Source organism: Variovorax sp. Varisp36, from assembly GCF_047304235.1.
Taxonomy (GTDB): Bacteria; Pseudomonadota; Gammaproteobacteria; order Burkholderiales; family Burkholderiaceae_C; genus Variovorax.
In genome coordinates this window covers 15,978-28,449 of record NZ_JBGLYU010000051.1, presented here as the reverse complement: position 1 = coordinate 28,449, position 12,472 = coordinate 15,978, and the positions used below count along the sequence as shown (strand labels likewise).

At 62.4% G+C, this 12,472-nt stretch carries 16 protein-coding genes and 1 pseudogene; 9 read left to right on the top strand and 8 right to left on the bottom strand.

Going from position 1 to position 12,472, the window contains the following annotated elements; genetic code table 11:
- The first annotated feature begins 138 nt into the window (after positions 1-138).
- From ACCD11_RS23960 to ACCD11_RS23950, 3 genes are all read left to right on the top strand, one after another.
- Entirely contained in the window at positions 139-492 is a 354-nt protein-coding gene (locus ACCD11_RS23960; protein ID WP_413315722.1) for a hypothetical protein, read from the top strand.
- A gap of 123 nt (positions 493-615) precedes the next feature.
- Positions 616-999: a hypothetical protein gene (locus ACCD11_RS23955; protein ID WP_413315721.1), complete on the top strand. Its 384-nt coding sequence runs from the start codon at positions 616-618 to the stop codon at positions 997-999.
- A 203-nt stretch (positions 1,000-1,202) separates the two neighbouring features.
- A complete protein-coding gene (locus ACCD11_RS23950; protein ID WP_413315720.1) occupies positions 1,203-1,589 on the top strand; it encodes a hypothetical protein in 387 nt (128 codons plus the stop codon).
- Between the two features lie 232 nt (positions 1,590-1,821).
- Here the strand turns inward: ACCD11_RS23950 and ACCD11_RS23945 are convergent, their stop codons facing one another.
- Together ACCD11_RS23945 and ACCD11_RS23940 are read right to left on the bottom strand one after the other, a co-directional pair.
- The gene (locus ACCD11_RS23945) at positions 1,822-2,013 is read right to left on the bottom strand and encodes a hypothetical protein (RefSeq protein WP_413315719.1); all 192 of its coding nucleotides are present in this window, start codon (positions 2,011-2,013) and stop codon (positions 1,822-1,824) included.
- A gap of 62 nt (positions 2,014-2,075) precedes the next feature.
- Positions 2,076-2,543 (bottom strand): DUF1348 family protein, encoded by a 468-nt coding sequence (locus ACCD11_RS23940; protein ID WP_413315718.1) that lies wholly within the window; start codon positions 2,541-2,543, stop codon positions 2,076-2,078.
- A gap of 117 nt (positions 2,544-2,660) precedes the next feature.
- Between ACCD11_RS23940 and ACCD11_RS23935 the strand changes: the two genes are divergently transcribed.
- The gene (locus tag ACCD11_RS23935; RefSeq protein ID WP_413315717.1) at positions 2,661-3,248 is read left to right on the top strand and encodes a TetR/AcrR family transcriptional regulator; all 588 of its coding nucleotides are present in this window, start codon (positions 2,661-2,663) and stop codon (positions 3,246-3,248) included.
- A 110-nt stretch (positions 3,249-3,358) separates the two neighbouring features.
- On the opposite strand, the gene cynR is transcribed toward ACCD11_RS23935, so the two are convergent.
- Entirely contained in the window at positions 3,359-4,267 is a 909-nt protein-coding gene (cynR, locus tag ACCD11_RS23930; protein WP_413315716.1) for a transcriptional regulator CynR, read from the bottom strand.
- 132 nt (positions 4,268-4,399) lie between these two features.
- On the opposite strand from cynR, the gene ACCD11_RS23925 reads away from it, so the two are divergent.
- The 3 genes from ACCD11_RS23925 to ACCD11_RS23915 are packed head-to-tail and all read left to right on the top strand — an operon-like array spanning position 4,400 to position 5,795.
- The gene (locus ACCD11_RS23925) at positions 4,400-5,062 is read left to right on the top strand and encodes a carbonic anhydrase (RefSeq protein WP_413315715.1); all 663 of its coding nucleotides are present in this window, start codon (positions 4,400-4,402) and stop codon (positions 5,060-5,062) included.
- Positions 5,063-5,092: 30 nt separating this feature from the next.
- Entirely contained in the window at positions 5,093-5,563 is a 471-nt protein-coding gene (gene cynS, locus ACCD11_RS23920) for a cyanase (RefSeq protein ID WP_413315714.1), read from the top strand.
- A gap of 40 nt (positions 5,564-5,603) precedes the next feature.
- Positions 5,604-5,795: a hypothetical protein gene (locus ACCD11_RS23915; protein WP_413315713.1), complete on the top strand. Its 192-nt coding sequence runs from the start codon at positions 5,604-5,606 to the stop codon at positions 5,793-5,795.
- A 223-nt stretch (positions 5,796-6,018) separates the two neighbouring features.
- Here ACCD11_RS23915 and ACCD11_RS23910 read toward each other — a convergent pair whose 3' ends face one another.
- A complete protein-coding gene (locus tag ACCD11_RS23910) occupies positions 6,019-7,476 on the bottom strand; it encodes a PLP-dependent aminotransferase family protein (RefSeq protein WP_413315712.1) in 1,458 nt (485 codons plus the stop codon).
- A 360-nt stretch (positions 7,477-7,836) separates the two neighbouring features.
- Between ACCD11_RS23910 and ACCD11_RS23905 the strand changes: the two genes are divergently transcribed.
- Both ACCD11_RS23905 and ACCD11_RS23900 read left to right on the top strand, forming a co-directional pair.
- The gene (locus ACCD11_RS23905; RefSeq protein WP_413315711.1) at positions 7,837-8,073 is read left to right on the top strand and encodes a hypothetical protein; all 237 of its coding nucleotides are present in this window, start codon (positions 7,837-7,839) and stop codon (positions 8,071-8,073) included.
- Between the two features lie 164 nt (positions 8,074-8,237).
- Positions 8,238-8,282: pseudogene (locus tag ACCD11_RS23900) on the top strand (hypothetical protein); the annotation flags it as partial.
- Here ACCD11_RS23900 and ACCD11_RS23895 read toward each other — a convergent pair.
- The 4 genes from ACCD11_RS23895 to ACCD11_RS23880 all read right to left on the bottom strand — a co-directional run bounded on the left by ACCD11_RS23895 (position 8,272) and on the right by ACCD11_RS23880 (position 12,346).
- Positions 8,272-8,859: a DUF5076 domain-containing protein gene (locus ACCD11_RS23895; protein WP_413315710.1), complete on the bottom strand. Its 588-nt coding sequence runs from the start codon at positions 8,857-8,859 to the stop codon at positions 8,272-8,274. The pseudogene ACCD11_RS23900 and the gene ACCD11_RS23895 sit on opposite strands and share 11 nt — an antisense overlap.
- A 197-nt stretch (positions 8,860-9,056) precedes the next feature.
- Entirely contained in the window at positions 9,057-10,307 is a 1,251-nt protein-coding gene (locus ACCD11_RS23890; RefSeq protein WP_413315709.1) for a porin, read from the bottom strand.
- 49 nt (positions 10,308-10,356) lie between these two features.
- A complete protein-coding gene (locus ACCD11_RS23885; RefSeq protein ID WP_413315708.1) occupies positions 10,357-11,367 on the bottom strand; it encodes a YeiH family protein in 1,011 nt (336 codons plus the stop codon).
- Positions 11,368-11,374: 7 nt separating this feature from the next.
- Positions 11,375-12,346, bottom strand: a complete 972-nt coding sequence (locus ACCD11_RS23880; RefSeq protein ID WP_413315707.1) for a quinone oxidoreductase family protein — start codon at positions 12,344-12,346, stop codon at positions 11,375-11,377.
- Positions 12,347-12,472: the final 126 nt, after the last annotated feature.

Below are 12,472 nucleotides of genomic sequence, written 5' to 3'. Positions count from 1 at the left end.
AGGAGGGGGGCTACGGGGGACGTGAACAATTTCCGCTTTTGCGCGCCGGGAAAGATGGCTTCGCGACCGGCTACAGTCGGCCAGAACCGGCCGCTCGGAGCCAAGGCAGAATTCGACCATGACCCGGAGCCCTTCCAGATGACGATGCTGCAGCATGTTCAAGCGTGGATTCAGCACGCTCGCGCTGTTGCCGGACCGTCCTTCGACGACGGCCCGGTACCGGTGGCGCTTTTCGATGCCTTCGATGTTGATGACATCGGGTTTCCTTTTCGCAACATTCCTGTGCGGTCCTGGCTGCTGCACGAAGGGACCTGGGTCGATACTTCCGCGAGAGCTTTGTCCGGAGTGCCATACGCGGCGTTCTGCATCGATGTGCAGACGCGGAAGGCGAGAATTCAGTATGGATGGGCGGCCCGCTATGGGGCAGGCCTTGAGGTTCAGTTTGATTCCGAGGGCGTGGCCACGTCTGAGAAGATGGCTTGGATTTCCTAAGCCAAGGCCTGGTTGAATGGGTCCGCTGGTAGCCCACTGTCGGCCACAACCAGTCGTTCGCTGCAACGACGCAATGCGGCCAAGAGTCGACACCCCAGACGAGCCCTGAATAGAGAACCAACTATGAAATGTTCGCAATGTGGCGGTGTCGATTTTGAAACGCCCGCTGAGCACAGTGCGCTGGAAATCTGGACATGTGAAGGCTGCGGCTCCGAGATGGCGGTTCACTGCCACTACCTTCCTGACATCTCCGGGTTTCCCAAGCAAGATTGGTTCGCCGGGAAATTTCTTGTTGGGGGGAGAGCCAACGCTGCCAAAAGCTATCTGAAGCTAAAGCGTCTTCTCAACGGTTGCGAACGCTTCGACCCGAGCAGGCTTGAGAAGCAGTTTCTTAGTGGGGCTCTCGAGTGGGATTTGGGGCTGTTCCCCGACTTCGAGGTCGAACGCCTCACAAGCGAATCGACGGCGACAGGAATTCAGATCGAATTCGACAAGGTCCCCGAATAGAGGCGGCCAGAATCGATATGGGCAACTCTCGACGGTGCGCGCGAATCTGGGCTTCGACCTCAGACGGCCTGAATCCGGCGACTGCTATCCGGCGCTTTCAAGGACTGCTCACGGTCCATTGCGCCAGGCCTGCGACCAGCTACAGTCGGCCAGCAGCGGTCGTCCGAGACAAGCTATCAACTAAGCCAAGAATCGCACCTTCGATGAGTCACCTCACCATTTCGAGCATCAACTGGCTTTCAGATAGCGAGGACGCCGATGTCACACTTTCCAGCGATGTGGCCACGGTGGTGGCCTTCTGCTTCCAGTGCTCTTACAAGGTTGGCCAAACAGTTCCCAACCTGCTGCATCCGGTCATGGTTGGCGAACTGCAGTCTCCATATCTACAAGACTGGCCGGCGGACGAGAAAGCACTCGTTGGTGCAGAGCGGCTGGAGCGCCACGGGAGCTCCGGGTATCGCGGTTGCGGCGAAGTAGTCGATCAAGCTGAGGGACTGGTCCAGGTTCGCGGCTTTGTCTTCAACTTCGGGGATGTCCCGGCTGGTGCCGAAACTGTCCGGTTTCAGTTTGACCGACTGGACCTTTGGTGAGCACAGATGTGAGCAGATAGACGACTGCTTTCGAGAACAGCGAACTTCGGCTTAGGGCCCCAACCGGTCATCGGGCTCGCTCCGAAGCGGTCATCGGGCTGCTCCTTAGTGGTCATCGCGCCCCGCTCGAATGCGGTCAACGCTGGATGCAGCGTTCGTCTTGAGCTGCCGCTGCCCGCGATGGTAGAACGTCAGGCCATCGATGACGAAGCTAAGCACGCGGTGACCCACTTCAAGCGCGTGAGCCGGCGGCGCCACGTGCCCGATCTAAAGCGGCACGTGCAGGCAACATGCCCGCAACCTGCAGCGCCTGCAGCGCCTGCCGCGCCTGCAGCGCCTGCAGCGCCTGCCGCGCCTGCAGCGCCTGCAGCGCCTGCAGCGCCTGCCGCGCCTGCCGCGCAGATGGCGTAGCCCATGGCCTCAACGCCAACCTCGTTCACAAGTGGCGCCGCATAGCTTGCGACAAGATGGCACAGTGCGCCGCCGTCAAAGGCCCAGCTCGGTCAGACCCGGATGGTCATCCGGACGGCGGCCGAGCGGCCAGTGGAACTTGCGTTCCTCGGCCTTGATGGGCTTGTCGTTGATGCTGGCATGGCGGTCGGTCATCAAGCCGTTCTCGTCGAACTCCCAGTTCTCGTTGCCGTGGCTGCGGAACCAGTTGCCGGCGTCGTCGTGCCATTCATAAACAAAACGCACCGCGATGCGGTTGCCGGTATAGGCCCAGAGCTCCTTGATCAGGCGGTAGTCAAGCTCTCGTGCCCACTTGCGCTCCAGCAGCGCCTGGGCCTCGGCACGGCCCTGCAGGAACTCGGCCCGGTTGCGCCAGTTCGTGTCAGGGCTGTAGGCCAGCACGATCTTGGCCGGATCACGGCTGTTCCAGCCGTCTTCTGCGAGGCGAACCTTCTGGATCGCAGTTTCGAGGGTGAACGGGGGCAGGGGGGGACGGGTTTCCATGGCAATTCCTTTATCAATGAAGGGTCTGTTGTGAGCCACAGACCAGCGGCATGTAGACAGGTCTGTCTACGTGGACGAATTCTGGCGCAAGTAGACAACTCTGTCTATAGTGGAGCTATGAATAAAGTTGTCAGCATCAGCAACAGTGACCTACCGGCTAGAGAACGCATCCTGCGCACAGCACACGACCTCTTCTACGCCGAAGGCCTTCGAGCCACCGGGATCGACCGCGTCATTGCGGAGGCGGGCGTGACCAAGGTGACCTTCTACAGGCACTTTCCAAGCAAAAACGACCTTATCCTGGCGTACCTGGACCTTCGCCACGAACAGTGGATGAAGTGGTTCACCGAAGCTTTGGAGCGCCACGGCGGCCCGTCGAAAGGCGCTCAGGCGCTCCCGCCAGTGATGAAGGAATGGTTCCGCGGCAAGGCGCTCGGCGATTTCCGAGGCTGTGCCTTCCTCAACGGCGTCAGCGAGATGGGACCCAGGATGCCTGCTGTCGTCGAAGCCACCCGCCAGCACAAGCAGCAGATGACCGACGCCATCGAAGCGTTGCTGCCGCAGTCGGGTCAGCGAAAGCGGGCGGCCGAGGCCTTGGCCACTGCTGTGGATGGGGCCGTCGTGCAAGCCCAGTACGGCAGTAATCCGGCACCCGCTCTGCGAGCGCTCCAGTTCATTGTCAACCAGGTGACGGACAAAACCTAAATGCGGCTGAGGGAGGGCCTGCAAAACCTTCCGTCAATCAGACTGGCGAGATGCGTAAGCGGAGAGGGCAATGCTGGGCAAGAGCCTTGACCCGCTGACCAAGAAGACCTTCAAGGAGTGGGAGCAACATCGATCCTGCTCCCGCAAACAGTCCTGCACAGCTTTGCAAACGCCAAGGCGGCAACGGATTGGTACGCATCCCTTCGACGCAACAGGGCGGCTGTGCGCGGGTTAGGTGCCGGGAAGATCGCGATGTTGCAAAGATCCGGGTGCTGCTCGCCAATGGCTTCGGGAAGAATGGTGATCACATGGCTACGCCTGACGACCTCAAGCAGGGCGCTGATGGTGTTGGCCTCTATGGCGATGGAAGGCGATATGGCCTGAGACCTCAAGTACTCGTCCACGTGGACCCGCGTTGCGAAATCAGGACTCAGCACCCCAAGCCGTTCAACCGACAACATCTGAGGCGTGACGGCCTCTCCGAGGGCGGCGAAGCGGTGGGCTCGGCCGACTACGACACTTAGTCGCTCCACCAGAATGGTCTCACAATCAATGTCGTCCGCAGGCCGCGAGACATTGAACGCGATGCCCACGTCCACCTCGTCGGCCGCAACCGCTGCAGCAATGGTGTCGAGAGACATCTCCTTCAGCCGAATGATGATCCCGGGATACTTGGTATGAAAGGCCGTCACCAAGGGGCCGACCAGGTAGGCGGTGAAGGTTGGCGTCGTCGCCAGACGCAGTTCACCGCGCTGGAGATCCTGCACGTCATGAATGGCCCGTCGCGCAGCAGCCAATTCACGCAGCGCTCGGCGCGCATGTTCAATGTAGACGCTACCCGCGTCCGTCACCCTCACGGTCCTGCCGCTGCGGTCTAGAAGCGGCACGCCCAGCGTCTCCTCCAGCTGAATGATCTGCTGCGACAGGGTTGGCTGAGAGACATGAAGGGCCTCCGCAGCGCGCGTGAAATTCCCGTGTTCAGCAACGGCAAGCAAATAGCGAATGTGACGAAGCTGCATGCCCTTGCCTTTCCGTATTTCCAGTGGTGGGAGTGCTATTGGTGGTTCCTATGGGCTCCATCCGAAACCGGTCTTGGACCGCCCGGAGGAAACGGTCGAACATGAGCTCCTCGCAACAACACGGTGATTCACATGAAACCGTTCATCAAAGGCGCGATGAAGTTTCAGGCCGATGTCTTCCCCAAGATGTCGAGCCTGTTCAAAACACTGGCGACAAGTCAGAACCCCAGTGCCCTCTTCATCACCTGCTCGGATAGCCGCGTCGTTCCGGAGTTGCTGACTCAGCAACAGCCCGGCGACGTTTTTGTGATCCGTAACGCCGGCAATATTGTCCCATCCTACAGCTCAGAACCTGGCGGCGTCACCGCCAGCGTCGAGTATGCAGTCGGTGTGCTCGGTGTGACCGACATTGTGGTCTGTGGTCATAGCGACTGCGGCGCCATGACGGCCATCGCGAAGCATACCTGTCTGGATCACCTTCCTGCGGTAGCGAGCTGGTTGCGCCATGCCGATGCCGCCAAGGTGGTGAACGAGGCGCATACCCACGACACGCCAATAGCAAAGGTCAGCTCCATGGTGTACGCCAACGTCGTTGCCCAACTGGCCAACATACGGACCCATCCGACCGTTGCGCTGGCGCTCGAACAGGGCCGGCTCAGCCTGCATGGCTGGGTCTACGACATTGAATCCGGTGAGGTCAAAGCCCTCGATGGCAAGCACGGCATTTTTGTCAGCCTCGCCAAGCATCCCGGCACCGTCGCTTCCGAGCCCCATCCGCAGCTGAAAGCTGCTTGACTCCCCCTCCCCTCTGAAAGGAAAACTGCAATGCTTCACTCCAATGTGACCCAAACTTCGCGCGTTGAATTGACCTCCCGCGTGCTTGCCGCAAAGGCAAGCAAAGACATCAGCTTCGGTGAATTGGCAGAAGGCACCGGACTTCGGGTGGCCTATGTAACGGCTGCACTGCTGGGGCAGCATGCCCTGCCGCGACACGCCGCGGAGCTGGTCTGCAGCCGACTCGGCTTGGACGCCGCCGATGCCAAAGAACTGCAGGCGATTCCCCTGCGGGGCAGCCTCCCCGGCGGCGTGCCGACCGACCCGACCATCTACCGCTTCTACGAGATGGTCCAGATCTACGGCACCACGCTCAAGGCTCTCGTTCACGAGCAGTTCGGTGACGGCATCATCAGCGCCATCAACTTCAAGCTCGACCTCAACAAGGTGGAGGATCCCGAAGGCGGCTCACGAGCGGTGATCACACTGGATGGGAAGTTCCTGCCCAACAAACCTTTCTAAGGCTCCATCGGTCTTTCCCACATGAATGAGGGGCGCCACGATGAATACGAACGAAAACGAACTCATGCTTGCGTGGAGCAAGCCACTGGTGACGGCGCGGCGCCTCACCCTTCACCAGATCCCCGAGGGGTGGCTGGCGAGTCTTGACGGCTTCCCGATGTCGTACGGGGAAACGCCGCGCGTAGCGGTGACGTGGACCTTTATCATGAGTCGCAAATCGGCCTACGAGTGATCGCGGTCGTCGGTTTGATCTGGTGCTTCGTGATCGGATCGCTGGCGGACCGGCGGTCGGGCAGCGTGACCCTGCACCCCTATCGGCGGGCACCTTCCAAGACTTGGAGGTGCCCGTCAATCTTGCGGCGAAGTACCGACGACTGGATGGAAGCGGCGCGCGTGACGTTGAGAGTCAGTCGAAGGCAGCGAACCTCGACCTGCATCGACGCCAACTAGGGTCTCTACGAACGCTCCTCGAAGATCGGCCCCGATTTTCCGGTTGTAGATTTAAGCTGCGCGTTGGCGAGTTCTCCAAGATTTCTTATAGCCCCTTCCAAGCGCGGGTCGCCGAGATGCCCGTAGTTGATGCGCAGGTGCCGGGTGTATCGGCGGTCGGCTGAAAACAAATGGCCCGGCGCTACGCCTATGCCGAGCTGAAGAGCGTCCTGGTGCAGTGCGAGCGAGTCGACGCCTTCTGGCAGCGCGAGCCACAGGAAATAGCCTCCCTCGGGGCGCGTGACCCGCGTTCCAGTCGGAAAGTATCGATCGATAAGTCGCAAGCATGCAGCCTGCTGGCGGCTGAGCGAATGCCGCAGGGCGCGCAGGTGACGATCAAAACTCCTGTGTTGGAGGTACTCCTGCAACGCCAGTTGCGAGGGGAGTGCCGTCGCCAGCGAGCTCATCAACTTGTTCCGACCCAAAGTGGCTGCAAAGCGACCGCCCGCTACCCAACCGATGCGATATCCGGGTGCCAGGGATTTCGAGAAAGAACTGCAGTGCAGCACCCAGCCAGCCCGGTCCCAGGCCTTGGCTGGTGGCGGTCTCCGAGCCCCATGCGCGAGCTCGCCGTACACGTCGTCTTCGATCAGCGGTATGGCGCGGGTGGCGAGCATGCCGACCAGTTGCTCTTTGGCTGCGTCGCTCATGGTGCAGCCCATTGGATTCTGGAAGGTCGGCATGAACCAGCAGGCCTTCACCGGATGCTGGTCGATCACGCGAGCAAGAGAGCTGAGATCCACGCCTGTACGCGGGTGGGTCTCGACCTCGACCGCGCGAAGACCGCGCCGCTCCAGTGCCTGCAACGCACCATAGAAGGTTGGCGTTTCGATCGCCACGACGTCGCCCGGCTGCGTCACCGATTCGAGTGCAAGATTGAGGGCTTCCATAGCCCCGCTGGTGATGACCAGTTCAGACGCAGGAACATCCATTCCGACGCTGCCGTAACGCAGGGAGATCTGATGGCGTAGTTGGGCGTTTCCTGGCGACAAATCTTCGACGGTCTGCCAAGGATCCATCCGCTTGAGCGCTCGCGTCAGGCCGGCGGCAAGTTGTTCGAAGGGAAACAGCTCTGGCGACGGAAAGGCCGAGCCGAGCGGGACCATATCGCGCTCGCGAGCCTGCGCAAGGACCTGAAAGACAAGCGACGAGACGTCGACCGGCATGGACCGGAGGACAGGCTCGCTGGCGGCGAGTTCATTGGTCGGCATTTCCGCCCCCGCTCGAACGAAGTATCCCGACCGCTGCCGCGCTTCGACAAGCCCTTGCGCCTCCAGCAGGTAGTAGGCAGAGAACACGGTGGACGCACTGATGCCCATTTGCGACTTCAGTTCGCGCACGGAGGGAAGGCGATCATTCGCCTTCAGGCTACCCGCGCGAATACGCTGAGCGATGTTGTCGGCAAGCTTCTCGTAGCGGTTCATGGGCATCTCTTTCTGATACGGGCGTTCTGGACCGCTCCCGAGATTGTCATATCAGACGTCGGCCTGCCCGACGCGACTACCGGCCTCCTTGCATCTGGTATGGAGATTTTCAGCTGATCTGGTTCTGTACGTATCAGCCTGGAAGATGAACACTCGACAGCACGATGAGAGTGCTTCTGTGTGCAGGCGGACTGCTCCGCCTTTCGACGCGTCTTGCAGACGCCCATTTAGCTGACCGCTACCGTTTCGTTGGATTGATTAATCAACTAATTAATTAATCTTTCCGTTTCTTCATCGGTCTATTGAGCTACTCGCCGCACTCGGGCACTTCTCGGTCTGTCCCCTGATGTCTTTTCAATCATGAATTCAATCCCTATCTCTTTTGTTATTTTCAAGGTTCTCGTGCTCAGCGTGGGCATGTATTTGGCCGTCAAGTGGCATTACGAACGGGGACAGAGGGACAAGAATCAAAAGACAGCTGCAGTGGTCCTGACATCCATCAAGGTGGGCTCGGCATTCGTCGCTTCTGCGTTCCTCGTGCTCTTCCTCACCTTTGAGTTTTGCAATTGGATGGGTCTGGACCTGACCATACGGTGATTGAAAGTCTTCGTTTTGCATTGGGCGCATTCAGCAATGGGAAGTACGACCGGTACGCCTCAAAGGTCGCGGCCAAAGTCCTGCGGTGGCGTCACAAGACGCGGCAGGCCTCGATGCCCCTGTCTAGCAGCTTCTAGTGCGACGGACGCAGGTAATGCTCGCAGATGACGTCGTCATGCACTGAGGCAAAGTTCTTCCTCAAGAACTGCCCCGGCACCCAAATGGATAGGAACCATGATGGCGTGCCTTGCGAACAGCAATGGTGGACCGGCCTTCTTCCCAAATAGGCCCGCACATCTGACCGGCCGCTCTTGGTCCGCGCGCGCTTCCAGCGAAGCTTGAGCGGCCCGCACTCAACCCGTTGCAAGCACGCGTCGCGAATGTCTGCTTACCGTCAAATTGAGCGGGGTCGGCGGCCGGCCGGTACTGGCCGAATTTGGGCGTTCGGCGTATCGCGATAGATTGCTGACCTGCTAAGAGTGTCCGGGACTGAAGTCGCCCTTTGTCGCCGATGTCGGCGCATCGAGTTCGTTTTTGCAGCGATTCCAGGATAGAAGCGATAGTGTCCGGTGCCGCCTGCCCATAGCTCTCCTGAAGCGCGTTGGCGATGTGGCGGATTGTGTCGGCCAGCAATATGCCCCACGCAGGCGCCTCACTACGACCGTTCTCCTGCCACATGCCGATCTTGAGAGAGCAATGCAGCCCGTTCTCGGCAATCCATGCGCTGAGCATCTGAATCGACTTCTCGTCGCGCTGTGCTGCTGGAGGAACGACCAAAGGTTTCATGTGGTTCAAATGCGTTTCAACGGCCGTTTTAGGTCCAGTCCTAACCCTACGCCGAAGGTCTGCTGGTGGCCGAAGTTTGCCCGATGCGCCGAACGACGGCCGGTTCTGGCCGGATGACCTGCTCCCTACCAGCCGTACCAGCGTCTGCGGCAATGGCTAGGAGGAATGCGGAGGGCGCCGCCGTCGCTTTCAGGCGCTCAGAACGCCATCCGAATGCCCACGTCGTAGCCCAGCGCACGGTGCGGCTGCATGCCGTTGGTGGTCGCGTAGCCCGGCTGAGGGAAGATCGCCGGCAGGCTCAGCACCAGCGGCGTCACGCCCATCACGGTCGGGTTGTTGCGGCCGTTGGCGATGTGGATGCGCGCCACCGAGGCATACAGCGCCGTGCGCTTGGAGAGGTTGTGCACGTAGCCGAGTGCGAGCTTGTTCACCGACGAATTGCCGTCTGGCAGATGCAGCCCGTTGACGAAGCGCACGCGTGCATACGAGGCGCGCAGCATGCCCGCACCCAGTGGCACGTTCACGCCGGCCATGAGGCCGTCGTAGCGGTCGGCCAGGCGCAACGAACCGTTGGCGAACGGGGCGGCACTGTTGCGCACGTCGCGCACGCGCGACCATTCGCCGAACACCTTCACCACGCCGAAGTCGTACGAAGCACCGAGGTTCAGGCTCTTGATCTTCTCGCTCTGTACGGTGGTGCTGGCCAGCGTGCTCTCGCCGTAGCCTAGCGCCACGTCGGCGGGGCCGCTGGCCCAGCCGATGCGCCCGCCCGCGTAGCGCCCGCGTTTGGAGGGGCTGTCGGGCGTGTTGCTGATCTTGGTGTTCTCGTGCAGCGCGTACTGCACCTGGCCGTAGAAGCCGCCCAGGTTTGGTGGCAGGAAGTAGCTGACGGCGTTGCTGGTGCGCAGGTAGCTGTCGGTGCCTGCGGAGAGGCCGCCGTTCAGCAGGCTGCCCGTGGCCAGCGCGCGCGAGGCCGCGATGTTGCTGTTGACCACGGCGATCAGGTTGGTGCCCACGCCGTTGACGCTGAAGGGGTCGAACACCGCGTCATTCCAGAATGAGGCCGTGTAGTCGCGACCCAGGCGCAGTTCGCCGAAGGGGCCGCTGAGGCTGAGCGTGGAGCGGCGCCCGAAGTTCGTGATGCCGCCGCCTGTATCGTTGTTCAGCGGCGCCTCGAGCCAGAAGCTCGCGGCCAGTCCGCCGCCGAGGTCTTCGGTGCCGCGAAAGCCGATGCGGCTGGACGCATTGCCCGAGGGCGACAGCACGGTCTGGCTCTGGCGCAGCTCGGCCGAGCGCAGCGGGTTGTGCGAACTGCTGGTGGTGCGGTAGTGGCTCACGCCTGCGTCCATCACGCCGAACAGCGTGAGCGAGGACTGGGCGAGGGAAGCGCCGGCAGCGAGGGTCGCGGCTGCGGCGGCGACGAGGGTCTTCTTCTTCTTCTTCTTCATGGTCTTGTCTCCTGGTTGTTGTGTGTGTTGTCGTCTCTGTCGTCGTGCGTCAGGGCGCCCAGCGCAGCAGCGCGAGCACCAGCGCGGCGATGAAGACGGTCTCGCCGACCATCAGCACCACCGGCTTGAGGCCCACGTCGACCAGCTCGCGCAGCTGCGTCTTCATGCCGATGCCGGCCATGGCCGCAACCAGGAACCAGCGCGACAGGTCGCTGCCCGCGGTGGCGAGGACCGACGGCAGCCAGCCCGTGCTGTTGAGCGCCACCAGCGCAGCGAACGCCACCGCGAACCACGGCAGCAGCGGCGGGCGCTGGCCGCCCACGGCCTTGCCGGTGGCACGCGTGAACATCACGGCGAACAGGATGACCGGCAGCAGCGCCGCCACGCGCATCAGCTTGACCAGCGTGGCCGTGTCGCCCGTGGCCTGCGACATGCCGTAGCCCGCGCCCACCACCTGCGCCACGTCGTGGATGGTGGCGCCCAGGAACACGCCGGCCGTGTGCGTGTCCATGCCCAGGGCGCGTGCGATCAGGGGGTAGGCGATCATCGTGAGCGTCGACAGCGCCGACACGCCCACCACCGTGAACAGCGTGGCGCGTTCCTTCAGCGGATGCGGCGGCAGCGCCGCGGCCAGCGCCAGCGCGGCCGAAGCGCCGCAGATCGCGGTGGCGCCGCCGCTGAGCAGGCCGAACAGCACGTTGAAGCCCATCAGCCGCGCCACGACCATCGACACGCCGATGGTCAGCACCAGCGACACCGCCACCAGCAGCACCGGGTGCCAGCCCAGCGCCACCACCTGCGCGGCCGTGATGCGCAGCCCGAGCAGCGCCACGCCCCAGCGCAGCACGTGGCGCGCGGTGAACTCGATGCCGGGCTTGCACGGGCCCTCGGCCGAAAGAAAGTTCATCGCCATGCCGAGGATGAGCGCGAACAGCATCACCGGCGCACCGTAGTGCTGCGACAAAAAGGTGGACGCGGCGGCGACCACCGCGCAGGCGAGCGCGCCCGGAAAGAGCAGGCGGCCGCGCGCCGGCCATGCGGCGACAGAAAAGGCGATCATGAAAACCTCAGGGCACGAGCACGGTGGCGCCGGTGGTCTTGCGGCCTTCGAGCGCGCGGTGCGCCTCGGCCGCGTCGGCCAGCGCGAAGCTCTGCTGCGGCTCGCTCACGATGCGGCCGGCCAGCACGTGGCCGAACAATTCGTCGGCCATGCTGAGCATGTGCGGGCGCGGATGGATGTAGTGCACCATCGCCGGCCGCGTAAGCCAGATCGAGCCCTTCGCCGCCAGCAGCTTGGTGTCGAGGACCACGGCGCCAGAAGAGGTGCCGTTGCTTACCAGCGTGCCGCGCGGCTGCAGGCAGTCGAGCGAAGCCTCCAGCGTGTCCTTGCCCACCGAGTCGTACACCACGGGCACGCCCTTGCCGTCGGTGATCTCGCGCACGCGTTGGGCGATGTTCTCGCGCGAGGTCACGATGGTGTGGGTGCAGCCGTTGGCCTTGGCGACGGCGGCCTTCTCGTCGGTGCTCACGGTACCGATCATCGTGACGCCCATGGCACGCGCCCACTGGCAGGCGATGAGGCCCACGCCACCAGCGGCTGCGTGGTACAGGATCGTCTCGCCGCCCTTCAATGGATAGACCTGGCGGAACAGGTATTGCGCCGTCATGCCCTTCATCATCAGCGTGGCGGCGGTGCTGTCCGAGATGCCGTTGGGCAGCGGAATGAGCACATCGGCAGGCATCACACGCACCTGTGAATACGCTCCCTGCGGCCCGATGAGGTAGCCCACGCGATCGCCCACGCGGATGTCGGTCACGCCCGACCCCACGGCTTCGACCACGCCCACGGCGTCGGAGCCCAGGCCGTTGGGCAGCGCGAGCGGATAGCGCCCCGTGCGGAAATAGATGTCGATGAAGTTGACGGCGATGAGGCTGTGGCGCACGCGCGCCTCGCCCGGGCCGGGTTCGCCGACCTCGACGTGTTCGAGCTTGAGCACGTCGGCGCTGCCGGTCTCGTGGAAGCGGATGGCCTGGTTCATGGTGCGTCTCCTGATGCGATGCGTGTGGGGCTGGGATGGAACGGATTCTTGCGGCGCGTTTCAACGTCGGGAAGTGTGGTCTCGGCGATGTCCCAAATCGGCAAATTGATGCCCCAATAAAGCAAG